Annotated in this window: 18 protein-coding genes; 12 read left to right on the top strand and 6 right to left on the bottom strand. The window is 66.1% G+C overall.

From position 1 onward, the window contains the following. The first annotated feature begins 3 nt into the window (after window positions 1-3). The 3 genes from metW (at window position 4) to HLH35_RS01965 (ending at window position 3111) form a co-directional block, all read left to right on the top strand. Entirely contained in the window at window positions 4-609 is a 606-nt protein-coding gene (gene metW / locus HLH35_RS01975) for a methionine biosynthesis protein MetW (RefSeq protein ID WP_182968513.1), read from the top strand. A gap of 30 nt (window positions 610-639) precedes the next feature. Next, entirely contained in the window at window positions 640-1557 is a 918-nt protein-coding gene (locus tag HLH35_RS01970; protein WP_182977510.1) for a BadF/BadG/BcrA/BcrD ATPase family protein, read from the top strand. A 279-nt stretch (window positions 1558-1836) separates the two neighbouring features. After that, a complete protein-coding gene (locus HLH35_RS01965; protein ID WP_182968515.1) occupies window positions 1837-3111 on the top strand; it encodes a DEAD/DEAH box helicase in 1275 nt (424 codons plus the stop codon). Between the two features lie 141 nt (window positions 3112-3252). On the opposite strand, the gene HLH35_RS01960 is transcribed toward HLH35_RS01965, so the two are convergent. Continuing rightward, window positions 3253-4725, bottom strand: a complete 1473-nt coding sequence (locus HLH35_RS01960; RefSeq protein ID WP_182977509.1) for an MFS transporter — start codon at window positions 4723-4725, stop codon at window positions 3253-3255. A 121-nt stretch (window positions 4726-4846) separates the two neighbouring features. On the opposite strand from HLH35_RS01960, the gene soxR reads away from it, so the two are divergent. Next, complete coding sequence (gene soxR / locus HLH35_RS01955) at window positions 4847-5281, top strand: redox-sensitive transcriptional activator SoxR (RefSeq protein ID WP_220790486.1); 435 nt, start codon at window positions 4847-4849, stop codon at window positions 5279-5281. A gap of 22 nt (window positions 5282-5303) precedes the next feature. Here the strand turns inward: soxR and HLH35_RS01950 are convergent, their stop codons facing one another. The 3 genes from HLH35_RS01950 to HLH35_RS01940 all read right to left on the bottom strand — a co-directional run bounded on the left by HLH35_RS01950 (window position 5304) and on the right by HLH35_RS01940 (window position 12965). Continuing rightward, window positions 5304-7856, bottom strand: a complete 2553-nt coding sequence (locus HLH35_RS01950; protein WP_182977507.1) for a putative bifunctional diguanylate cyclase/phosphodiesterase — start codon at window positions 7854-7856, stop codon at window positions 5304-5306. A gap of 492 nt (window positions 7857-8348) precedes the next feature. Further along, window positions 8349-10865: an alpha-glucan family phosphorylase gene (gene glgP, locus HLH35_RS01945; protein ID WP_182977506.1), complete on the bottom strand. Its 2517-nt coding sequence runs from the start codon at window positions 10863-10865 to the stop codon at window positions 8349-8351. 27 nt (window positions 10866-10892) lie between these two features. Then, window positions 10893-12965 (bottom strand): glycogen debranching protein, encoded by a 2073-nt coding sequence (locus HLH35_RS01940; protein WP_182977505.1) that lies wholly within the window; start codon window positions 12963-12965, stop codon window positions 10893-10895. A 313-nt stretch (window positions 12966-13278) separates the two neighbouring features. Between HLH35_RS01940 and HLH35_RS01935 the strand changes: the two genes are divergently transcribed. After that, window positions 13279-14694: a mannitol dehydrogenase family protein gene (locus tag HLH35_RS01935; protein ID WP_246384761.1), complete on the top strand. Its 1416-nt coding sequence runs from the start codon at window positions 13279-13281 to the stop codon at window positions 14692-14694. Window positions 14695-14777: 83 nt separating this feature from the next. Here the strand turns inward: HLH35_RS01935 and HLH35_RS01930 are convergent, their stop codons facing one another. Beyond that, window positions 14778-15347 carry an HPF/RaiA family ribosome-associated protein gene (locus tag HLH35_RS01930; protein WP_182977503.1) on the bottom strand — a complete coding sequence of 190 codons (570 nt, stop codon included), beginning with the start codon at window positions 15345-15347 and terminating at the stop codon, window positions 14778-14780. Between the two features lie 317 nt (window positions 15348-15664). Between HLH35_RS01930 and HLH35_RS01925 the strand changes: the two genes are divergently transcribed. The 7 genes from HLH35_RS01925 to HLH35_RS01895 all read left to right on the top strand — a co-directional run bounded on the left by HLH35_RS01925 (window position 15665) and on the right by HLH35_RS01895 (window position 22770). After that, on the top strand, window positions 15665-16672 hold the full coding sequence (locus tag HLH35_RS01925; RefSeq protein WP_338029265.1) for an HlyD family secretion protein: 1008 nt from the start codon (window positions 15665-15667) through the stop codon (window positions 16670-16672). Further along, window positions 16669-17592, top strand: coding sequence for an ABC transporter ATP-binding protein (locus HLH35_RS01920; protein WP_182977502.1), 924 nt, complete (start codon window positions 16669-16671; stop codon window positions 17590-17592). The genes HLH35_RS01925 and HLH35_RS01920 overlap by 4 nt, the downstream gene beginning before the upstream one ends. Continuing rightward, window positions 17592-18710 (top strand): ABC transporter permease, encoded by a 1119-nt coding sequence (locus tag HLH35_RS01915; RefSeq protein ID WP_182977501.1) that lies wholly within the window; start codon window positions 17592-17594, stop codon window positions 18708-18710. Before HLH35_RS01920 ends, HLH35_RS01915 begins: the two co-directional genes overlap by 1 nt. Further along, a complete protein-coding gene (locus HLH35_RS01910; protein WP_182977500.1) occupies window positions 18710-20185 on the top strand; it encodes an efflux transporter outer membrane subunit in 1476 nt (491 codons plus the stop codon). The genes HLH35_RS01915 and HLH35_RS01910 overlap by 1 nt, the downstream gene beginning before the upstream one ends. Window positions 20186-20221: 36 nt before the next feature. Beyond that, complete coding sequence (locus tag HLH35_RS01905; protein WP_246384760.1) at window positions 20222-20455, top strand: hypothetical protein; 234 nt, start codon at window positions 20222-20224, stop codon at window positions 20453-20455. Window positions 20456-20637: 182 nt separating this feature from the next. Next, on the top strand, window positions 20638-22014 hold the full coding sequence (locus tag HLH35_RS01900; protein WP_220790485.1) for a CoA transferase: 1377 nt from the start codon (window positions 20638-20640) through the stop codon (window positions 22012-22014). A 174-nt stretch (window positions 22015-22188) separates the two neighbouring features. After that, a complete protein-coding gene (locus HLH35_RS01895; RefSeq protein ID WP_182977499.1) occupies window positions 22189-22770 on the top strand; it encodes a nucleotidyltransferase family protein in 582 nt (193 codons plus the stop codon). A gap of 260 nt (window positions 22771-23030) precedes the next feature. On the opposite strand, the gene HLH35_RS01890 is transcribed toward HLH35_RS01895, so the two are convergent. Then, window positions 23031-23648 carry an LOG family protein gene (locus HLH35_RS01890; protein WP_182977498.1) on the bottom strand — a complete coding sequence of 206 codons (618 nt, stop codon included), beginning with the start codon at window positions 23646-23648 and terminating at the stop codon, window positions 23031-23033. Between the last annotated feature and the right edge of the window lie 127 nt (window positions 23649-23775).

Raw genomic sequence — 23775 nt, 5'->3', positions numbered from 1 at the left:
CCCATGCGCCTCGACCAGCGGCTGATTGCCGACATGATCCGTCCCGGCACGCGGGTGCTCGACATCGGCAGCGGTGACGGGGCGTTGCTGGATTACCTGTTCCGCACCCGGGGCTGCGATGCGCGGGGGATCGAGATCGACATGCGCGAGGTCACGCGCTCGGTCGCCCACGGGCTGCCGGTGATGCATGGCGATGCCGACCATGATCTGGCGCATTATCCCGACGAGGCGTTCGATTATGTGGTGTTGCAGCGCACGCTGCAGGCGGTCGAGCGGCCGCGCGAGGTGCTGCGGCAGATGCTGCGGATCGGGCGGCATGCCATCGTCTCGTTCCCCAATTTCGGCCACTGGCAATTGCGGCTGAAGCTGCTGACGAGCGGGCGCATGCCGATGACCGCCGTATGGCATACGCCGTGGTACCAGACGCCGAACATTCACCCCTGCACTATCCTCGACTTCCTGATGCTGTGCCGCGAGGAAGGCTATGTGGTCGAGCAGTGGATGGCGGTGGATGAGGATGGCGAGCGCGCGCCCTGGCGCCGCTCCATCCGGCTGGCCAATCTGTTCGGCGAGCAGGCGCTGTTTCTGTTACGCCGCCGGGGACATTGAGCTGTTGCCACAGACACTGACGGACCTGTCGTGACGGGCGGCCCTGCCGTTCTGGTCGGGATCGACGGGGGTGGGACGCGGGCGCGCCTGCGGCTGGCGACGCCGGAAGGTGCTCTGCTGGCCGAAGGGGAAGGCGGACCCGCCAATATCGCTACCGATGCCGGGCAGGCGTGGGATTCGATTCGTCAGGCACTGGAACTGGCGCTGTCGCGGGCGGGGCTGTCGGGTGCGGAATATCGGCTGGTTGCCGTGGCTGGGCTGGCGGGGGCCGAGGTGAGCGGGGCCATGGCGCGGTTCCTGGCCCGGCCGGCACTGTTCGCGCGCCTCGATATCGTCTCGGATGCCTATACGTCCTGCGTCGGGGCCCATGCGGGCGAAGACGGGGCCATGATCGCGGCCGGAACCGGGATGGTGGGTCTGGCCATTGCCGGCGGGGCCACACGGCGGGTCGGGGGCTGGGGCTTTCCGCAGGGGGATGAGGGTGGCGGGGCCTGGATCGGACTGGAGGCCGTCCGGCTGATGCTGTGCGCGGGCGATGGCCGTGCCCAGCGCACTGTGTTGAGCGAGGCGGTGCGCGCGCGGCTGGCGGATGAGGGGGCGGAGCCGATGCTGTGGGCGGTTGGCGCGCGGGCCGCCGATTTCGCCCGGCTGACGCCGCTGGTCTGCACCCTGGCGGAGCAGGGGGATGCGCAGGCGCGCGGGCTGCTGGCCCGTGCCGGGGCGGAGATCGAGGCGCTGCTGGCCGCCCTGCGCGCGGCGGATGGTTTCGGGGCGCTGCCCTGCTGCCTGCTGGGCGGGCTGGCGCCGGTGCTGCGGCCTTATCTTTCCGCTGGTGTGCAGGCCGGTCTGTCGGTGCCGAGGGGGCATGCGATCGACGGTGCGATGCTGCTGGCGCGGCGGCTGCATGAGGCCGCCCCGGAGGCGCCCGGAGACAGCCAGCCAGAATAAGGACTTGCGGTGGGGAGCGCATGCGGGTAGAAGCCTCGCCCGTGGACGGTCCCCGCCTGTCCCGTATCTGGACTTGTACGCGCGTGCCTTATTGATGCGGGGGGCACGGACTGGACGGACAAGAGACCCTTTCTGACCCACGGATTACGGTGAATGACAGCGTGCCCTGCCAGGCAGGGGCGCGAACCGTGCGTCGTGTTTTCCTTTCAAGTCTTTCCGGATGCTCATCCTGTCGTGAGGAATCCGGCCATTGCCGAGTGCCCGGAGGCGCTTCATTTCATGACGACTTTTGCCGACCTTCAGCTTGCCGAGCCGTTGCTGCGCGCGCTGAACGAGGAAGGATATACCACCCCGACCCCCATCCAGGCCGGGGCCATCCCGCACCTGCTGGCCGGGCGGGACCTGCTGGGCCTGGCGCAGACGGGCACCGGCAAGACGGCGGCCTTCGCGCTGCCGATCCTGCACCGTCTGCTGACCCATCATCGCCGTGCCGCCCCCAAGGGTGCGCGCGTGCTGGTTCTGGCGCCGACGCGCGAGCTGGCATCGCAGATCGATGAGAGCTTCAAGGCCTATGCCCGCCATATGCGCCTGAGCCATGCCGTGATCTTCGGCGGTGTCGGCCAGGGCCGGCAGGTCGAGGCGATGCGCCGTGGCGTCGATGTGCTGGTGGCCGCCCCCGGCCGCCTGCTGGACCTGATGGGCCAGGGCCATATCGACCTGTCCGGGCTGGAAGTGCTGGTTCTGGACGAGGCCGACCGGATGCTGGACATGGGCTTTGTCCGCGATATCCGCCGGATCGTGGCCGAGCTGCCGCGTGACCGGCAGACGCTGCTGTTCTCGGCGACCATGCCGCGCAGCATTGCCGAGCTGGCGCACGGCCTGCTGCGCGACCCCGCGACCGTGCAGGTCACGCCGCCGTCCAGCACCGTCGACCGTATCCGTCAGGCGGTGATGTTCGTCGATACCGACAAGAAGCGTGACGCGCTGCAGATGCTGGTGGACTCGCCCAAGGTCGAGCGCGCCGTGGTGTTCACGCTGATGAAGCATGAGGCCAACAAGGTCGCCGCCTTCCTGAACGACCACGGCATCGTGGCCGAGGCGATCCATGGCAACAAGTCGCAGGGTGCGCGCGAGCGGGCGATGTCGGGCTTCCGGTCCGGTGCCGTCAAGGTGCTGGTGGCGACCGACATTGCGGCGCGCGGCATCGACGTCGATGACGTCACGCATGTCTTCAACTACGACCTGCCCAACGTGCCGGAGAGCTATGTTCACCGGATCGGCCGTACGGCGCGCGCCGGGCGTGAGGGCTGGGCGGTGTCGCTGTGCGATGCCGAACAGCGGGCGTGGCTGCGCGACATCGAAAAGGCGATCGGCAAGCCGATCCCGGTGGTGATGGAGCATCCGTACCATTCCGAGGCGGCCGAGAAATCGACCATGCGGCCGCCGGTATTGGGCGGCGGCGGTGGCCGGGGCCGTGGGGGTGGCGGCGGTGGCCGCAACCAGTCCCGCTCGGGCGGCGGGCAGCATCGTGGCGCTCCGCGTCGCGTTGCCTGATTGAAGGGGGCGCTCCGTTGGAAGACGGGGCGCCCTTTCTTCTTTGGGGAAAGGTCTCTTCTTTTTCTGAAGAAAAAGCAGCAAAAAGACTTTTATTCGTTTTGGGTCATCGTATGGCCCAGCAAAAAACTCCTGAACGAATCAAAGTTTTTTGGTTCTTTTTTTCAAAAAAGAACATCCTGTCAGAATACCCATGGCCGGCATGATCGCGAACAGCGCGAACACCCAGAATGCCGCCCTTTCGGCCCCCACCATGCCGCCAGGGTCTGCCAGGCCGGCAATGTTGGCGATCATGCCGGCCCAGGCGCCGGCCAGTGCGGTGGTGTAGAGCTGCACCGTGGTCAGGGAGGCCGAGGCCAGGTCGCGGTCGGCGGGCTGGGCGGTGAGCAATACGCGCGTCAGCAGATGCGGCCACGCCGTGCCGACGCCCAGGCCCACCATCAGGAACGTGACGCAGACGGGCGCCATCGCCTGCCATGCGCCATCGGTGGGCACGGACAGATAGAAGGCCAGGAAGAGAATGCCGGCCAGCCCCAGCGCGGGGGCGGCGACCAGGGCGCGTGCGACGCGGGCTGGTGGGGCGCCGGCATTGAGGATCGAGCCGGTGGACCAGCCGGCGGCCATCAGTACCGACAGATAGCCGGCGGTAAGGGGGGGCTGGCGGTGCAGATCCTGCAAGAAGAGCGGCGCGAAGATCTCGATCACTTCCACGGTCAGGGCCAGGCAGCCCATCAGGGCGTATAAGGGGGCCAGGCTGGAGCCCCAGACCAGCGCGCGGGCGGGCAGCAGGCGCGTGCCGCCCTGCCGTTCGAGATGGGCGAGGCAGGCGAACAGGCCCAGCACGATCAGGCATCCGGCCAGGTTTTCCCATCCATGCGGGCTGGCACCGGCCACCGCCAGGCACAGCACCGAGCCGACCATCAGCGCGATCTGCCGCCAGGCGATGCCGGGGAAGCTGCCGGCTTCGGCGCCGGTGGTGCGCGGCAGCACGCAGGTTGCGAGCATGGCGAACGGGATCGACAGCGCCGCCAGCGTCCAGAAGGCGGCGCGCCAGACGCCCAGTCCCGCGAACAGGCCGCCGATGGCGGGGCCGATCAGCGTGGCGACGCCCCACATCGAGGACAGCATGCTCATGGCCCGTGGCCACAGGGCGGGCGGGAAGACCAGCCGGATGACGGCATAGGCCATCGAGACCAGCAGGCCCGAACCGATGCCCTGCAGGACGCGGCCGGCCAGCATGGGCGGCATGGCGGGGGCCGTGGCGCACAGCACGGCACCGGTGGCGAAGATTGCAACCGCGATCCCGTAAGCGGCGCGCGGGCCGAAACGGCCGAGCGCGCGCGCCGACAGGGATGAACCGACGATCGAGGCAGCGACGAAAAGCGAGGTGTTCCACGTGTAATAGCGCATGCCGCCGATATCGCGCACCGCCGAGGGCAGTACGGTCATGGCCATGTACAGGTTGATGGCGTGCAGCACGACGCCGGCCGAGAGGGTGATGGAGCGCGCCGCGTTGCCGCCGGAAAAAAGGGCCGCCCAGCCGGTCGCGGTGTGGGCCGGCCGTGCCTCGGCGGCATGGGCGGGGGATGATCGCGACGGGGTGTCAGAACGCATGAACGCTGCCTTCCGGGTGCCGCGGGGAGTGTCCTGGCGCGGGGCTTGCCTGGGCGTGCCGGTGTCGGTCATAAAATCTCAAGCATGGTTGAGGTCAATGCAGAATCGGGCGGGAAATGCGATGCGCGCGGATGATCTCTCTGTCGGCGAAGTCGCGCGCCGGTGCGGCGTTCCGGTCTCCACCCTGCATTTCTACGAGGCCAGGGGGCTGATCCGCAGCGGGCGGAACGCGGGCAATCAGCGCCGCTATGGCAGGGCGGTACTGCGGCGGATCGCGATCATTCGCGTGGCGCAGCGGGCAGGCCTGTCGCTGGCGGAGATCAAGGCCGCGCTGGCGGGTGTGCCGGATGGCCGGGCGGCGACCGTGCAGGACTGGCGCCGCATGTCCACCTCCTGGCGGGAGAGCCTGCAGGAGCGGATCGACGATCTGACGCGCCTGCGCGACCAGCTTGACCGGTGCATCGGCTGCGGCTGCCTGTCGCTCGCCGATTGCCCGCTGCGCAACCCGCAGGATGTGCTGGGGGCGGTACGTTCGGGGCCGGTTCTGCTGGATTGAGAGAGGGGCTGGCCGGGGGGCGTTATGAACGCGGCGCGTCGTCCAGGGCTTCGTGGTTTTCATCGCGGATGGGCCAGTAGATCGGCGGCTGGAGAAGCGGGCCGGGGCGGGCGAACAGATAGCCCTGCCCGTAATCGCAGCCCAGTTCCCGCAGGATGGCGGCCTGTGCTTCAGTCTCGATTCCCTCGGCGACGACCTGCTTGTGCAGGGCCTTGCCGAGCGAGATGACCGAGCGGACGATCTCTTGCGCGTTGCGGGCCGGCGTCGTCAGCTGGCGGACGAAGGACCGGTCGATCTTGATGATGTCGACGGGGAAGCGCAGCAGATGCACCAGCGACGCGTATCCGGTGCCGAAATCGTCGAAGGCGGTGCGGATGCCGGCGGTGTGCAGGACGTGCAGGGCCTCGGCGATCTCGTCGGACGCATGGTCGAGGGCGATGCCTTCCGTGACCTCGACGCAGAGCCGGTGGGGCGGGACCCCGGCCTCCTGCAGGCGGTTGAGGATGTGCCGCCCCGCCGCCGCCCCGCGCAGATGCACGCCGGTGAAATTGACCGCGATATAGGCCAGCCCGTCGCCGACATCGGACAGCGCGGCCAGGGCGATGGAGATGACTTCGTCCTGCAGCCGGGGGCCGATCGTCTCGTCCATCAGCAGGATCTGGAAATCGGACGGTGCCAGCAGGCCGAGTTCCGGATGGTTCCAGCGCAGCAGGGCTTCGTTGCCGCGCTGGCGGCCGGTCTTCAGATCGACCAGGGGCTGGTAGTAGAGCGTGAATTCCCCTGCCGCGAGGGCGTGGGGCGCGTCGGCCAGCAGTCGCGCGGCCAGGCTGTCGGCGCGGTCGAATTCCGCAGTGTAGGGCTGCCTGCGCCCGCCGCCGCGCTGCTTGGCCCAGTACAGCGCCCGGTCCGCCCGATGCATGGCCGAGACCGGGGAGCCGTTGCATTCCGTCTGTCCCACGCTGAACCAGAGCGACAGGGTGCGGCCGGACTGGGACCAGGGTTCTCCCTGAAGGGCATCGAGACGTTCGAGCAGCACCTGTTCCACCGGTCGGGACACGAGGATGCCGAATTCGTCGCCGCCCAGCCGCGCGAGGGCGGTGCCGTCGGGAACGATCTGGCTGAGGCGCATGGCCATGTGGCGCAACAGATTGTCGCCCAGTTCCTGACCGTAGGAATCGTTGACCGACTTCAGGTGATCCACGTCGATCAGCAGCAACGTGGTCAGCGGGTCCGCCTGGTCGAGCGCCGCCTGGAACGCGGCGCGATTGTCCAGCTGGGTCAGATGGTCGGTCATGGCCGCGCGGCGCAGCGTTTCGGCTTCGGTCTGCATCACGGCCATCGCGCGGGCCGCCCTGTCGCGCGCGCGCCCGATATCGCGCAGCCGGTAGGCGATGGTGACCGACAGGGCGACCGCTTCGAAGGCGATGCAGGCGAATGTCGCCATGTCGATCGCGTCGCTCTGGGGCAGGAAGCCCATATTGCGGGCCAGCCGCAATGTGAAGACCGAAATGACAGGCATCCAGGCCAGCAGGAAGAACCAGATGATCCGGCTTCGCCTGCGGATGGCGAAGGCGATCGTCGCGGCAATCCACAGGACGTCCAGCATCAGCACGGCATTCAGGACGTGATCGGTCCACACGGGCGGGAGCAGCGTGTCGGCCGCCGCGGCGAAGCCGGAGAGGGTCGAGAGAACGGTCAGGACATAGCCTGTCCACAGCAGGTATCTGTGGCGCGCCTGGAACTCGATGAGCGTCAGAAGAAGCATGGTTCCGGCGGCGACCGTGGCACCGAGGAAACAGTCGCTGAGCCTGACCGCCAGCGGGCCGGTCAGGCGGTCGTCGAACAGGCCGAGGAAATTCGTCCAGGAGAGGCAGTAGCCCAGCGTCAGCACGGTCCACACGGCATACCAGAGCTGGAAACGATCGCGGCGCCCGTCATAGGTGGCCAGGTTGTAGACCATGGCGGAGACCAGGGCCCCGATCATCACCCCGGTCAGGATCAGCCAGGCCATGCTCCGCGCGGCTTCCTCATCGGGGGTGCGGGCTTCGATCTTGCGGATGAAGATGGCGCCGTCGAGATGATGAAAGCCGATCGACAGGCTGGAGATTTCGACACCGGGGGAATCGAAGGGGAAGCGCAGCAGGCCGCCGGGGGCCCAGTCATGGCCGACCCCGCCGTCGGCATAACTGTAGTTCTGGATGCTGCCGTCGCTGTTCGTCGCGGCGACGGTTATGCGGTCGAAACGATTCTCGTCGAGAAGCAGCGCCCAGCCCGCGGGCAGGTCCTTCAGCACGGACGGGTCGGAGAGATGCAGCCAGACCCATCCGTCCGTTCTGGGCGGCGTCGCGCAGCCCCGGATGCTGTAGGCCGACCGGGCCAGTTGCTCCACCATGCCGGCGGCGCCGTCCAGGCAGATGGACGGGTGCAGGTCCAGCGGGTCGGCATGGGCCGGCACGCCCAGCGATGAGATCAGCATTGACAGCAGGATCGCCAATGCACCTCTGAGAGCCTGTTTGGAAATGCGCGCAGGAGGCGATCCGACGCGCGCGTCCTGCGCTTCGGTGCTCACTTCCATATAGGCCGCTCCGTTCCGATGCTCGGAAACACACGCCGGGCGCGGCCCGTTCCAGGCCGCTTTCGCTCACCAGCGCGCATTTCCAAACAGGCTCTGCGCATCAGAAGGTCTTTACCCGTATTGCGGCTTCCGCCGTAGCCAGGGGGAGGACAGGCTGATTGATTCCCACGATTGACCTTATACTGAGTGTTGAGGCGCGGTATCGTGTGTGGTCCCGAGACGTCAGGCAAGGTCCATATGGACGATTTCTGCCTTGCTCATTGTTCGTGAGCGGCAAATATAACCAAAGAGCCGCAACAGCATATGCGCTCGGCGTGCGCTGGTCGAGAGGCGAGTGAGGATGACTTGCCGGGCCGCCGGTCGATGATCATGCGCCCCGTGGGGAGGCCTGTGCCTGTACCCTGGCGCGCCTTTATTGTATCGAGTGTGGAATTTTTATCTTTTTGCATGCCGTCTGGTGATTCAAGGTCTTTTCACGTTCGGGATGGTCGTTCATCGCTGCCAGGCGATATGCGTGCTCTCCAGCGGGATCGCCACGCCGCAATGGGCCGGGATGACGCGCACGGTATAATCCGTCGCCGGCCGGTCCAGCCCGGTCGTTACTGTATAATGGGTCATGCCGTTCGCGTCGGGGCAGCCGCCGGGGGGGATGGTCGTGACGAAGGGCGGGCCGCCATCGATGGGGTTGGCGTAGAGCTGCACCTGGACCGCGTCGGGTGGAATATGCCCGAGGAAGAGTGCCACCGCCACGTGACGCTGCCCGTCCGGTTCGGAGAACGTTACCGATTCGATGCGCAACTGGGGCCAGCATGCGTCGAGCATGTCCTGCCATTGCAGGATGTCGTGCGCCGCCTGTCCGCCATTGGCCAGGCGGGCGCGGTAGTGGTTGGCGGCCGGCAGGTAGAAACGGTCGGTGTAATCGCGCACCACGCGGTTGGCGGAAAAGAGCGGTGTCAGGCGCGCCATGCTTTCGCGCATCCGCGCGACCCATGCGACGGGAATGCCTTGGGCATCGCGGGCGTAGAAGGACGGGGCGATTTCGGATTCGAGCAGGGTGTACATTGCATCGGCCTCGGCCGCGTCCACCGCCGGGTCCTCGCCATGTTCGTGCCCGTCGCCCAGGGCCCAGCCGATTTCGGGCGCGTAGGCCTCGGCCCACCAGCCATCAAGCTCGGACAGGTTCAGCCCGCCATTGACCAGTACCTTCATGCCGCTGGTGCCGCTGGCCTCCCACGGGCGGCGGGGGGTGTTGATCCACAGATCGACCCCCTGGACCAGGATTTCGGCCAGTGCCAAGTCGTAATCGGTCATGAAGACGACGCGGCCGCGGATATCGGGCCGTTGCGAGAAGGCGATCCAGCGGGTGATGAGGTCCTGCCCCGCGGTGTCGGCGGGGTGGGCCTTGCCCGCCAGCACCAGTTGCATGGGCCGATCAGGGTGGGAGAGCAGGCGCGCCAGGCGGTCCGGATCGTGCAGCAGCAGGTCCGGCCGCTTGTAGGTCGCGAAGCGGCGGGCGAAACCGAGCGTCAGCACGTCGGGGCTGAGAGCCGGGACCGGCCGGCCCGACAGTCCGGCGGCGTCGGCATAGCTCTGCCGCTCGGCATACAGGATGGAGATCTTGTCGATGAAGGAACTGCGCGCCTGGCAGCGGGTGAACCACAGGATGCGGTCGTCCAGTGCGCGGATACGGTCGGCCACGCCCTCCTGCGTGCCGCGCCAGCGCTCGGGGCCGGCGGCTTCGGTCCACAGCGCGTCGGCCTCGATCGAATCCCAGCTTGGTGTATGCACGCCGTTGGTCACGTGGCCGACCGGGACCTCGGATTCGGGCCAGCGGGGGAAGAGGGGGGCGAACAGGCGGCGGCTGACCGCGCCGTGCAGGCGTGACACGCCGTTGACCGCGCCGCTGGCGCGGATGGCCAGCCAGGCCATGTTGAAGGGCTCGCCCTGATCGTCAGGATTGGCGCGGCCGAGGGCCAGCAATGTGTCCAGCGGAATGTCGAGCTGGTTCTTGGCGTAATTCGAGAGATAGGTCCGGAGCAGGTCGGCCGGAAACCGGTCGAAACCGGCCGGTACGGCGGTATGGGTGGTGAACAGCGTGCCCGCCCGTGCGATGGTCAGGGCCTGGCGGAAGGGGATCTGCAGCCGCTTCATCAGGCCGTGCGCGCGTTCCACCGCCGCGAAGGCGGCGTGGCCCTCGTTGAGGTGGCAGACATCCGGCTGGTAGCCGAGCATGTCGAGCAGGCGCCAGCCCGCGATGCCCAGTGTAAGTTCCTGGCGCAGCCGAAGGTCGTCGTTGCCGCCATAAAGCTGGGTCGTCACGCAGCGCACGGCCGCCGGATTGGCCGGGTCGTTGGTATCGAGCAGATAGAGCGTCGCGCGCCCGACGATGGCCTTCCAGGCCCGGACCCAGACATGCCCCTGGCCGAAACGGAACGGAATCCGCAGCACGTCGCCATCTTTCGTCAGGACGGGACTGACGGGCAGTTGGGACGGGTCGTTGAAGGGGTAGAGCGCCTGCTGCCGCCCGCCCGGTGTCAGTTCCTGCCGGAAATAGCCCTGGGCGAACAGCAGGCCGACCGCCACCACGGGCACGCCGAGGTCGCTGGCCGCCTTGAGCTGGTCGCCCGCCACGTTGCCCAGCCCGCCCGAATAGATCGGCAGCGCCTCGCTGAGCATGTATTCCATGCTGAAATAGGCCACGCAGGACAGGGCGGATGTGTCGTGCGTCTGGGCGAACCAGGTCGGGCGGCGCAGGCGTTCGGCCTGGGCGGCCATGGCATCGCCGACCGCGCGGCGAAAGGCGGGCTTGCCCAGCAGTGCCTTGAGATGCGCGCGCGAGGCGTTGTTCAGCGTCGTCCAGGGATTGCGGGTGTGGGCCCAGCAATCCGTGTTGATCTGGTGCCAGAGCGCGTCGGTCGCGTGGTTCCAGCTCCAGAGCAGATCCAGCGCGAGGCTGTTCAGCGCGCGTTCCGCCGCGCGTGGGGTCAGCGTGGGACTGTCGGCCGCCATGTCACCTCTCCGTAGCTGTGGTTCCTGCTATTCCGTGATCGTGTCGTGCCGCCCGCGCAGCAGGACGCGGATCGAGCGGGCCTGTGCGGGCAGGCGCGCCATGTCGCCGACCGGCGGTGCCGTTTCGGCGGCGAGAATGTCGGCGGGCGGGGCGGCGGCGGTGTCGATGAGGCTGCGCCATGGCGCGCCGCCCCGTGCGGCCTCGGGCAGGGCGAAATGCAGCGTGTCGTCCCAGCCGTTGATGAAGACATAGAGATCGTCATCCTCCATCGTCGCACCCCGCAGGAAGAGGGCCAGGCTGCGCGAGACCGGGCGCAGATCCGGGTCGCCGCCATCGACGCCGTGCCACGAGACATCGTCGCGCCAGCCGACGCTGCGGGCGATCGAGGGGTGGGCGGTGCGAAAGGCGATCAGCATGCGTACGAAACGCAGCAGGGCGCTTTCGTTTTCCGTCAGGCGCCAGTCGAGCCAGTTGGTTTCGTCGTCGCGGTCATAGGGGTTGGGGTCGCCGCCCCGGCTGTGGCCGAATTCGTCGCCCGCCTGGAACATCGGCGTGCCGTTGGCCAGCATCAGCAGGCAGAAGGCGTTGCGCGTCTGGCGGCGGCGCAGGGCCAGGACCTGTTCGGGCGTGCCCTCGGTGCCCTGATGGCCGCAATTGGCGGCGATCTGGCCCGGATTGTCGAACGAGAACAGGTCGCGCAGCGTCAGCCCGTCATGGCTGGCGATGTAATTGACGCTCTGATAGGGGCGCGCGGCATGGGCGCGGTCGTCGGGGAACAGGTCGGTGCTGCCGTAAAGGCGGGTCATCAGCACCGGCACGCAGCCATCGTCGCCGCGCAGGAAGCGGCGGATATCGTCGCGGAAATGGGCGTTCCATTGCCGCCAGCTCCGGCCCGGAAAGGCCCGGCCCAGTTGCATCAGCGAGCCGTCGCCGACCCAGGGTTCGGCGATCAGCCGCGTCTGCCACCGCTGGGATGCGGTGGACAGTTCGGTGATGATCGGCGGTTCCGCGAGATTGACGCGGCCGCTTTCGTCGACCGAGAACATCGAGGCGAGGTCGAAGCGCAGGCCGTCGATGCCCATCTCCGCGATCCAGAACCAGGCGCTGGACAGGATGAGCTGCCGCACCACCGGCGCCGCCACGTCCAGGTCGTTGCCGCCGCCGCTGCGATTGGTGGGGCGGAACGGGGTGCCGGGTGTGCTGGAATAATAGCTGGGATTGTCGATTCCGCGATAGGACCAGACCGGGCCGCCGGGATGGTCCTCGGCGGTATGGTTGTAGACGACATCGAGAAAGACCTCGATTTCGGCTTCATGCAGGGCGGCGACCATTGCGCGGAATTCGCGCCATGCCGTATCGACCGCGCCGTCCGAGGCGTAGCCAGCGTGGGGCGAGAAGAAATTGAGCGGCATATAGCCCCAGAACGTGCCGTAGACCGGGTCGCGCTGGAAGATCGGCATCAGTTCCACCGCCGTTATCCCCAGCGCCTTGAGATAGGGGATGCGCGCCGTCAGCGCGGCGTAGCTGCCGCGCTGCGCCTTGGCCATGCCGGACGAGGGGTGGCGGGTGAAGGCGCGGACGTGAAGCTCGTAGATGATGAGGTCGTGATCGTGGCGGCGGGGGCGCTGGATGGCGGGTGGGCTGGCGCCGGTGCGATCGGGCAGGACGCCCAGCGGTGCGCGGCCTGCCGTCGGTCCCGGCCGGCAGGCCGCCGCGCGGTCGAAGTCGGGCGGGAAGAACACGCCGCGCGCATAGGGGTCGAGCAGCAGTTTTTCGGCGTCGAACAGCAGCCCCTCTTCCGGCCGGTGCGGGCCGGCGACGGAATAGCCGTAATAACAGGCGTCGCCGGCCTGCCCGGCCGGTACGCGGGCATGCCACATGTCGCCCGTCTTGTTGTGCGGCAGGCGGAGGGGCAGGCGCAGGCAGGGGGTGAAGAGGTCGTCCGCGCGATAGAGCAGCAGCGTGATGGCGGTGGCGTTGCGCGAGAAGAGACTGAAATTGAACGCCTGCTCCTCGGGCAGCCAGACGGCGCCGGGCGGGAAGGGCGCGCCGTCGGCCGAGGTGAAGCTCCTGCTGACCGGCAACGGCGCGTTCGGCATGGCCATGCTCGCCACGGATGGGGTTCGCGCGCAGCCTAGCGGGATCGGGGCGGGAAGGCGAGAAAATCCGGCGGTGGATGAGAACGTTTTCCCGGTTTCATCTGTTGTTATATCGTGATGAAAGATCCTTTAAAACAAAGGGAAATATTGGAGTTTATTTTGAATGTGTGAAAAATCTTGAATTTTCCTGATAATTCCTGTTTAATTGATTTTACTAATAAAGCTTATGGAGGTTGATGTTTTGCGATTGAGCCGTTCCGCATTATCCAGTCTGCCCGCTGGCGTCTACAGGCCGCAATTCGATCCGGCCCTGTTGAAATCCGGGCTTTTGCATCTGGGATGCGGAAGTTTCCATCGCGCGCATCAGGTCGCGGCGACGCAGGCGGCCATCCATCACGCAGGGGAAGACGGGCTGCGCTGGGGCATTGTGTCGGCGACGATGCGTCGGCCACTGCTGGCCGAGCAATTGCGGGAGCAGGAGAATTGCTACACGCTGCTGACCCGCGAGCCGGACGGCACGGTGGCCTCCGTGATGGCGGCGATCTCCGAAGCTGTTTTTGCCGGGGCCGATCCGGGGGCGCTGATCGGCCGGATTGCCGATCCGCTGATCAGGGTGGTGACGCTGACGGTGACGGCCAGCGGCTATCATATCACCGCCGAAGGGCGGCTGGACCCGGAATCCGCCGCCATTCGCGAGGATCTGGAGCGGCCGTTTCCCCGGACCGCGCCCGGCATCCTCGTGGCGGGGCTCGATCTGGTGCGGCAGCGCGGGGGCGTGCCGCCCGTGGTGCTGAGTTGCGACAATGTGGCCGAGAATGGCGATACGCTGCGGCAGGTGGTGATGGATTACGCATCGCTGCGTGGCGACGATGCGCTGTCGGCGTGGATCGGCGCGCATGTGGTCTTTCCCAATACGATGGTCGACCGGATTACGCCGCCGTTTCAGGAGGCGGATCTGGACGATGCGCGGCTTCTGCTGGGGGGTGTGGAAGATACGATCCCGGTTTCGGCCGAGCCGTGGTTTCAGTGGATCATCCAGAATTTCGACGGTGAGCGGCCGTTCTGGGAGGCGCATCCGGGCACCCGTTTCGTGCGCGATGTCAGCGTGTTCGAACGGGCGAAATTGCAGATGCTCAACGGCACGCACATGATCCTGGCCTATGCCGGGGGGCTGGCGGACCTGCCGACGGTGGCCGAGGCTGCGACCGATCCGGCGCTGGGGGCGATTGCCACGCATTTCATGCGCCATGAGCAGTCGGCCGGGGTCGATCTGTCGGACGAGGATCTGGATTCCTATGCCGCCGGGCTGATGACGCGGTTCCGCAATCCGGGCATTGCGCATGATGTGGAGCGGATCGGGCGCAACGGGTCGGCGAAGATGGCCGCGCGGGTGATTGCGCCGATGCGCGAGAATCTGGAGGCCGGTCGCCCGGTGACGGGGGCCGTGCTGCTGATTGCGTGCTGGATCCGCTGGTTTGCGCTGCATGAGCAGGAAGCCCTGGAAATCGGCCTGACGGACCCGCGCGCGGATGTGCTGCGGCAGATCTGCGCCGATGCGCGGGACGATCATCGGGCGCAGGCGGAAGCGTTTCTGGCAATGGAGGAAGTGTTCGGGCCGCCTCTGCCGGATCATGACGGGCAGGTGGCGGCCATTGCGGACATGCTGCGGCGCCTGACGGATGGTGATGTGCGGGCTGTGCTGCGTGAGGTTGCGAAAGCCTGTTCGTAAAGGCGCCTGAATCCATCCCGGTTATGATGATAGCCGGGATGGAAAGCGTGCGTGTGCCGGCGGCTCTGGGCGGCCTCCCGTATTCAGGACGATGGATCGGATTTTCCGCCCACACGCACGATGCTGGCCTGGGCGCCGTTTACGCCTTCGCTCACGACCAGGTGTACCGGACTGCCGACCTGCAGGCGATCAAACCCGTCGTCGGCCACGCTATGGCGATGGAAATAGACCTCTCGCCCGTCATGCGTCGTAATAAAGCCGTGATCCGCCTCGGCGACGAACCGGGCAACGTGGCCTTCCAGCCAGAGGGGCTCGTGGTGCTTGACCTGGGTTCCGCGGATGCGGACATGGTCTTCCAACTGCCGGATGGCAGCGTCGAACGCATCCCGCACGGCGACATGGGCATCTTCATGTGCATGATCCTGCGACCCTTCGCGCCCGACGACGATGTCGCCTCCTGGCACGGTGATGACCAGTTTCACACGATAGAGCTGGCCCTGACGATGGTGCCGGTGGGGGATCTCGACCGTCACGTGGCATCGCTGGATATCGTGCTCGAACCGCGTCAGAAGTGAAGCCTTTTCGCGGATTCTGGCTTCCAGCGTCGATGAGGGCGCCATATTCCTGAACGTAATCAGCACGGGAATGGTCATGACATCGTTCCTTTGACAGACTTGAACGTGCTGGAACCAGAGCGGTTTCGGGCATGATCTTCGGAGGTCGGCGGCCAGGGAAAGGTTACGGCGCGCGCACTCCTGACGGCTGCCCCTCCTTGATCCGGACATGCAATGCGCCAGTTCGCGTTCTGTAAGACGGACATGGATCGATGCGTTCAGCGTGAGCGTCCGAAATAATCCTCCTGCCCCCAATAAAATTCAGCTGAGGCGCGCGACGCGGCGCCCGGTGTGCCGTTATCGCGGCGTGCGGCATATGCGAAGGGTCGGGCGATGGTCGAGGCGCTGGAAGCACGGTGACGCGGGTGGGCCTCCGCCGGGCCGGCGTGGCCGGGGTCGTGCTGTTGCTGGCGGCGGTCCTGTGGTGGGGGCTGTCGTGGCATGCGGTGCCGATGACGTTGCAGGGGTATGTCGATGCGGATTTCGTAAGGATCGGTCCGACGCAGGCCGGGCTGCTGACCGGGCTGCATGTGATGCGCGGCGATCAGGTGCGGGCGGGGCAGGCGCTGTTCGACCAGGACGACGTGGCCGAGCGCGCCGCGCGTGACCAGGCAGCGCGCCAGGCCGAGGAAAGCGCGCGCCAGTTGGCAAACCTGCAAGGCCCTGCCCGCGAGACCGAAATCCGCCAAGCGGCGTCGAACCTGGCGGACGCCGAGGCGACGCGTGACCGCGCGCGGGCCGACCTGCGCCGGCTGGAGGCGGCGGCCCCGGTTGGCGCCGCGACGATGCAGGCGCGTGACGCCGCCCGCGCCGCCTGGCGCTCGGCCGAGGCCCGCGTCGCGGGGCTGCGCGCCGCGCTGGAGCAGGCACGCGCTCCCAGCGGCCGAACGGAGCAGATCTTCGCCCAGGCGGCGACGGCGGCGGCGGCGCGCGCGGCCCTTGCGATCATGGACTGGCGATTGTCGCAGCGCCATGTCGTGGCGCCCGATACCGGCGTCATCGCCGATATCATGGCCTGGCCGGGCGAAGTGCTGGACGCCGGCACGCCGGTCATCTCGCTCCTGCCGCCGGGTCATATCGTGATCCGCCTGTTCGTGCCGGAGGGCATGCTGGCGCGCATTCATCTGGGTGACTGGGTGGGACTGGCTTGTGATGGCTGCCCGTCCGGGCTGGAGGGGTATGTGGATTTTATCGCGCCGCATGCCGAATACACACCGCCGCTGATCTACAGCGACCAGAGCCGGGCCAAGTTGGTCTATATGGTCCAGGCGCGGCCGCGCACCGGCCAGGTGGGGATGCTCAATCCGGGCCAGCCGGTGACGGTCAGTCCGCCGTGGGCCACCAGGCGGGGGAACGTGCGATGAACGGCCCGAAGCCCGAGGATTACGTCATAGACGTCCACGACCTTCGCAAGGATTTTGGGACGCTGCGCGTGGTCGACGGGCTGAGCCTGCGCGTGGCACGGGGCGAGATCTGCGGCTTTCTGGGCGCGAATGGCAGCGGCAAGACCACGACCATTCGCATGTTGTGCGGGCTGCTGGTGCCCGATGCGGGGCGCGGGACCTGCCTGGGGCTGGACATCATCCGCGATGCGCCGCGCATCCGCCGGCAAGTCGGCTACATGACGCAGCGCTTCAGCCTGTATGAGGACCTGACGGTGCGGGAGAACCTGGAGCTTGTCGCCGGGATCTATGAACTGTCGGACCCGCGCGGCGCGGTCGATGCCATGCTGGACCGCATGGAGCTGCGCGGCCGGGCCAGCCAGTTGGCCGGCCAGTTGTCGGGCGGCTGGAAGCAGCGGCTGGCGCTGACGGCCTGCGTGCTGCACCGGCCGGCGCTGCTGCTGCTGGACGAACCGACGGCGGGGGTGGATGCGCGGGCGCGGCGCGCGTTCTGGGACCTGATCCACGACATGGCCGGCGGCGGCCTGACGGTGCTGGTGTCCACCCATTACATGGATGAGGCGGAACGCTGCGCGCGCGTGGTCTACCTGGCCGGCGGGCGCATCGTCGTCCAGGGCAGCGCCGGGGAGTTGCTGGCCCGTGTCGGGCTGGTGACGTTCGAGGGCACGGGCGACGGGGTCGAGGACGCGGTGCGGCGGCTGCGCGAGGCGCCCGGGGTCGAGGCCGCGACCGTCTTCGGCCGGGCGCTGCATGTCGCGGGGATGGACCGCGCGCGGCTGGAGGAGGCCATTCGTGCGCAGGGGGGCGGGCTGGCATGGCAGGAGGTGCCGCCCCGGCTGGAGGATGTGTTCATCCATCTGCTGGGACAGGAGGACGGGTGATGGGCATGCTGTCCGCCCGCCGCCTGCGCGCGCTGCTGCGCAAGGAATGGCTGCAGGTGCGGCGCGACCCGATGACCCTGCGGCTGATCATCGCGCTGCCGGTGATGCAGTTGCTGATCTTCGGCTACGCCATCAATTCCAACCCGCACGATCTGCCGACCGGGGTGTTGATGGCGGAGCCGTCGCGTTACGAGCGCACCATCGTCGCCGCGCTGCGCAATACCGGCTATTACCGGACCCGCCTTGTCCGGTCGGAAGCCGAGGCGGAGGCGGGTATCGCGGAAGGACGGCTGCTGTTCGTCGTCGACTTCCCGCCGGGCTTCGACCGTGCGGTGGACCGGGGCGAGGCGCCGTCAGTCCTGGTCGATACCGACGGCACCGACCCGACGGCGGTGGGCTATGCCACCGCCGCGCTGTCCGGCCTGGGCGACGTGTTGGCGCGCGACCTGCCGCCGGCAAGGCGGGGCATGGCGTTGCCGGTGCCATTCCGCTTCGTGGTGCATACCCGCTACAACCCCGAGCAGTTGACGGTGCTGAACGTGGTGCCCGGGCTGATCTGTGTCGTGCTGATGATGTCGACGCTGATGCTGACCACGCTGGCCATCACGCGTGAGCGCGGGACGATGGAGAACCTGCTGGCCATGCCGGTGCGCCCGGTCGAGGTCATGCTGGCGAAGATCGCGCCCTATATCGGCATCGGCTACCTGCAGGTGCTGGTCATCCTGCTGATCGCGGTGCTGCTGCTGCATCTGCCGGTGCATGGGTCGATCCTTCTGCTGTTCGGGGTGCTGGGGGTGTTCATCGCCAGCAACCTGGCCTTGGGGATCACCTATTCCACGCTGGCGGCCAACCAGATGCAGGCGCAGCAGATGGCGCAGTTCACCATGCTGCCGTTTATGCTGCTGTCGGGCTTCGTCTTTCCATTCCAGGGCATGCCGCGCTGGGCGCGCGTGATCGGCGAAGGGATGCCGACGACCCACGCCATGCGCATCGTGCGCGGGGTGCTGCTGAAGGGAAACGGGCTGGCGGAGATCCTGCCCGACCTGTGGCCGATCGTGCTGTTCACGCTCTGCACGGTCGCGGTCGCCGTGCGCTTCTATCGGGAAACGCTGGATTGATGCGCCAGACCGTCCGGGCTGGGTGTGTCGCGGGTCTCGCCTGGGTGGGGGGCTGCACGGTGGGGCCGGCCTTCCATGCCCCGCGCGCCGAGGTGCCGGCGGCGTGGCATGATGTGTCGGCCCATGATGGTGGTGTCGCGTTGGTGGCGCGGCCCGATCCCGGCTGGTGGCGGATGTTTCACGACCCGGTGCTGGACGCGCTGGTGGCGCGGGCCATGGCGGGCAATCCTGGCTTTCAGGAAAACAGCGCGCGCATTGTCCAGGCGCGGGAGCAGGAGGCCGCCCAGCGCGCCGCGGGCCTGCCGGAGCTGGGGACCTCGGCGCGCTATACGCGCGAGCGGCTGGGGGAGGCGGGGTTGTTCTCGGTGCTGGGGGGCGCGGGCAGCGGCACGGGGCAGCCGGCATTCCTGGGCGGGATCGGTGGCCTGACGCAGGGGACGGACCTGTATCAGGTCGGGTTTGACGCATCGTGGGAACTGGACCTGTTCGGCCGGGTGCGGCGGTTGGTGGAACAGGCACGGGCGCAGGTGGCGGTGCAGACCGCCCGCCAGGGCGATGCGCGGCTGACGCTGCAGGGCGATGTGGTGCGGACCTATCTGCAATGGCGGGCGACCCAGGCGCTGCTGGACTCGGCGGGCGAGGTGGCGGCAGCGCGGGCGCGAACGGTGGCGCTGCGGGCGTTCCAGCGCCGACTGGGGCTGGCAGACGGCACGGATGTCGACCTGGCCGGCGCGGCGCTGGCGCGGGCGCAGGGGCAGGCGGCCGGATTCCAGCGACAGGCGGGACAGGCACTGAACCGGCTGGCCATCCTGACCGGGCAACCGCCGGGAGCGCTGGATGGCCCGCTTGCCGCACTGCGTCCCCTGCCGGACCCGCCGCCGCGCGTGCCGGTGGTGCTGCCGGCGGCGCTGGCCCGCCTGCGGCCTGATATTCGCGCGGCCGAGGCCGATCTGCACGCCGCCACCGCCGGGGTCGGCGCGGCGGTGGCGCAGCATTATCCCGACATCACGCTGTCCGGGCAGGTCGGCCAGCGCACGCTGACGCTGGGCAGCCTGGCGGACTGGGGCAACACGTTCTACCAGTTCGGCCCCGCGATTTCCCTGCCGCTGTTCCAGGGCGGGCGGCTGCGGGCCGCGATCCGGTTGGCCCGCGCACAGCAGCAGGAGGCCGCCCTGACCTATCGCCAGCGCGTGCTGGACGCGCTGGGCGAGGTGGAGGATGCCCTGGTCGCACTGCGCACCGACCGCGCCACGCGGGAGAGCGACCGGGCGGCGGTGGCCAGCATCAACGCCCGGCTGGGCCTGGCCCGAACCCGCTATCGCGACGGGACCGGCGACGCGCTGGCGGTGCTGGACGCACGGGCTGATCTGGGCACCGCGCAGCAGGACGACATCCAGGCGCGGCTGGCGGTGCTGCTGGACGTGGTGGCGCTGTGCAAGGCGACGGGCGGCGGCTGGCCGGAGGCCGGGGACTAGCATCCTTTCGTATGGGGGTTTTCAGCGGACACGCGCATGATCCTGGCCTATGCCGGGGGCTGGCGGATCTGCCGACCGTGGCAGATCTGTGCCGATGCGCGGGACGATCATCGTGCGCAGGCGGAAACGTTTCTGGCGATGGAGGACGTGTTCGGGCCGCCTCTGCCGGATCATGACGGGCAGGTGGCGGCCATTGCAGACATGCTGCGGCGGCTGACGGATGGGGATGTGCGGGCTGTGCTGCGTGAGGTTGCGAGAGCCTGTTCGTAAAAGCGCGCGCGACCGCGGCTATGGCCGGGAAAGCGGAATGTCTGGTATCGGGAACATTAGAAGAAGAGCGGAAGAAGGAAGCGGCTCATAACGGACCCGTTTCCCATATCAACGAGATGGATTCGAATTGATTCGCCAGTCATGTGTCTTTCATGCCTTGTCGGACGAAAGGAGAATATCGCATGGCGCTGGATATGACGGATTTTTTGCTCAGAGATATTCTTGCCGCGACCGGGCTTGCTCATGAGGCATCCGGGCGGGTGACATTTTCTGGAAGAGAGCGCCTTTCCTCCTGCTTTCCTGTGACAGAACTCGCGGCGGCGGCGATCGGAGCCGCCTGCCTGTCGGTCGCGGACCTTCTGAATCAGGAAGGTTCATCTTTACCGGTGATAGTCGATCATCGTCTCGCTTCACTCTGGTTCGGGTTTTCGATCCGGCCGCAGGGCTGGACGCTTCCGGCTGCATGGGATGCCATTGCGGGTGATTACCGCACGCGGGATGGCTGGATTAAAATCCACACCAATGCCGCTCATCATAAACGCGCAACTCTTTCCGTGCTCGGCAGTACCGCGACGCGCGAAGCGGTCGCAGAAGCTGTCACGGGCTGGAACGGGGATGAGCTTGAGCGGGCGATTGTCGCCGCCGGAGGATGCGCGGCGCGGCTGCGGAGCCGCCCAGAGTGGGAAAACCATCTACAGGGCAAGGCCGTTTCGCGAGAGCCTCTGGTTCTGTGTGATAGGGGAGGATCGTGCGGTAATTCCGGATGGCGGCCCGATCGCGAAAGGCCGCTCGCCGGTTTGCGCGTGCTGGATCTGACGAGGATTCTGGCCGGTCCGGTCGCGACCCGTTTTCTTGCGGGATGGGGAGCCCAGGTTCTCCGCATCGATCCGCCAGGATGGGAAGAACCCGTCGTGGCGCCGGATGTCACGCTCGGGAAGCAATGCACCCGGCTGGATCTGCACGATGCCGGCGACAGAGCTGCCTTTGAACGATTGCTGTCCCGCGCAGATATTCTTGTTCACGGCTATCGGGCCGATGCCCTCGACCGTCTCGGATATGGTGCTGAGGCGCGGCAGGCCATCCGGCCCGGTCTGGTTGATGTGTCACTGGATGCTTATGGCCATAGCGGCCCATGGGCGAACCGGCGCGGTTTCGACAGTCTGGTACAGTTCTCATCCGGGATCGCTGCCAGCGGAATGGCGTGGCGCGGTTCTGATGTGCCGGTTTCTTTGCCTGTGCAGGCGCTTGATCATGCGACAGGTTATCTGATGGCTGCGGCGGCAGTGCGTGGTATTGCCGCCCGACTGCATGGAGATACCATGACGCGGTTTCGGCTGTCTCTGGCGCGGACGGCGGAGCTGCTTTTCGCGCATGAGGGTGAATACGCCGGAGATGATCCTGGTGGGGCCGGACCGGGCGATTTTTTAGAACACTCGGAAATGACGGCATGGGGGCCGGCGCTGCGTCTTCGTCCTCCTGCGACTGTCGGAGAAATGCGGATGCGGTGGATGTCGCCGGCTGTTCTTCTTGGGTCTGGACGAGCAGAATGGAACCAATAAAAGCAGCAACGCTTTACTCCGAACTGCCGGCTTTCTTTGTGCAGCAGACAGGCAGACATGCGGGGGTAAGCGGCATGTCGGCTATCAGAATAAACCGTGGAAAAGCCGACACTTGATCCTATATGCTTTAGGCATGTAAGTTTCGATTTTCACGCAGGCATATAGAAAGCAAGCATGCAGACTGCGCTCGCGATTCAATTTTCCGATACTGTTTTACAGAATCCGTTCATACGTGATCTGTCGTATATCTGGGAACAAATAGAACTGGATAATTGCTGGTTGGTGGCTGGTTGTTTGGCACAAACCATATGGAATAACCATTTCGGCTTACCCGTAAATCACGGCATTTCGGATCTGGATATTGTGTATTTCGATGCAGATGATACCTCTGCATTAAGTGAGCAACGAAATGCCGAGCGTATCCGGACAATGTTGTCGCACATACCAGTATGGATAGACGTAAAGAACGAAGCGCGTGTGCATCTTTGGTACAAAGAAAAATTTGGCTATCCGATTTCACCCTATCGCTCTGTAGAAGACGCTATTGATACGTTCCCGACGACCGCCACAGCAATTGGCATCAAGCCGGGAAAACATGGCAGTGAAGTATACGCACCATTCGGTTTGTCAGACCTACTCAATGGCATTGTCAGACCAAATAAACGTCAGATTACGGCTGATATTTATGAGGCGAAAGTGGAGAAATGGCTGAAACGCTGGCCCTATCTGACGATTATTCCCTGGAATGCAGAGTGAACCGCCTCAACTGGTCGATTTTTGGTCATGCTATAGGCGAGCAACATCCACAGAATAATAAATAGCCGCTTTGCCACATGCATCTATCTATTCAGAACGACTGACATGAGGCGTATCCCGTCTGTCTACTCGTATCCTGAGGCAGACAGGCAGACAGGCAGACAGGCAGACAGGCAGACAGGCAGACAGGCAGACATGGACAGAAAAAGTCGAATGTCTGGTGTCGGATTGCAATCTATCTGTCTTGCGCCAAGAAACTATCAAGAACCGTTGTTTTGATTCTCGAGCATACATTGGGCTTTGATTTCTGCGCTTTTTGACTGCCACTTCTGAGCAGGAGGGCGATAACGGGCAAATCGTTCCAAAAGCGTATCCGGGTCAACCGTACACACCAGCATTTCCGCATAATCCCGTTTCATGAAGCCGGCTGACACGGTTCGTTCGATCATTTCAAAAAGAGGATCAAAGTAGCCAGCGACATTCAGAAAGCCACATGGCTTCTGGTGAAGCCCTAGTTGCGCCCAAGTCCATTGCTCGAAAATTTCCTCCAGTGTTCCCGCGCCACCTGGCAAAGTCACAAATCCTGAAGCTAACTCTGCCATTCGGGTCTTTCGCGTGTGCATATCTGGAACAACCTCTAGGCGTGTCAGGCCGGTATGGGCTATCTCCTTCTCTGCCAACGCTGTCGGCATGATACCCGTCACCTCCCCACCTGCCGCGAGGGCTCCGTCTGCCACTGCACCCATCAGGCCGACATGGCCTCCACCATAGACAAGCCCGATCCCACGTCGGGCTGCAAGTTTCCCGAACGCATAGGCCGCCTCCGTGTAAATAGGAATATCTCCTGATGCTGAGCCACAAAAGACAGCAAGTTTCATATTGGGATCGATCCTTCGAGCATAAAGTTACGTTCTGGCAATCGCCTGCCGAACCGTTGGGAACGTCTCTAACTCCTGCATTTTTCCAGGTTCTGCGCAATCGGGGATGCTCCCGCGGAAGATATCG

The sequence above is a fragment of the Gluconacetobacter asukensis genome (assembly GCF_014174375.1).
Classification (GTDB): domain Bacteria; phylum Pseudomonadota; class Alphaproteobacteria; order Acetobacterales; family Acetobacteraceae; genus Gluconacetobacter; species Gluconacetobacter asukensis.
The sequence above is the reverse complement of the archived record's forward strand: the minus strand, read 5'-3'. Positions and strand labels throughout refer to the sequence as shown.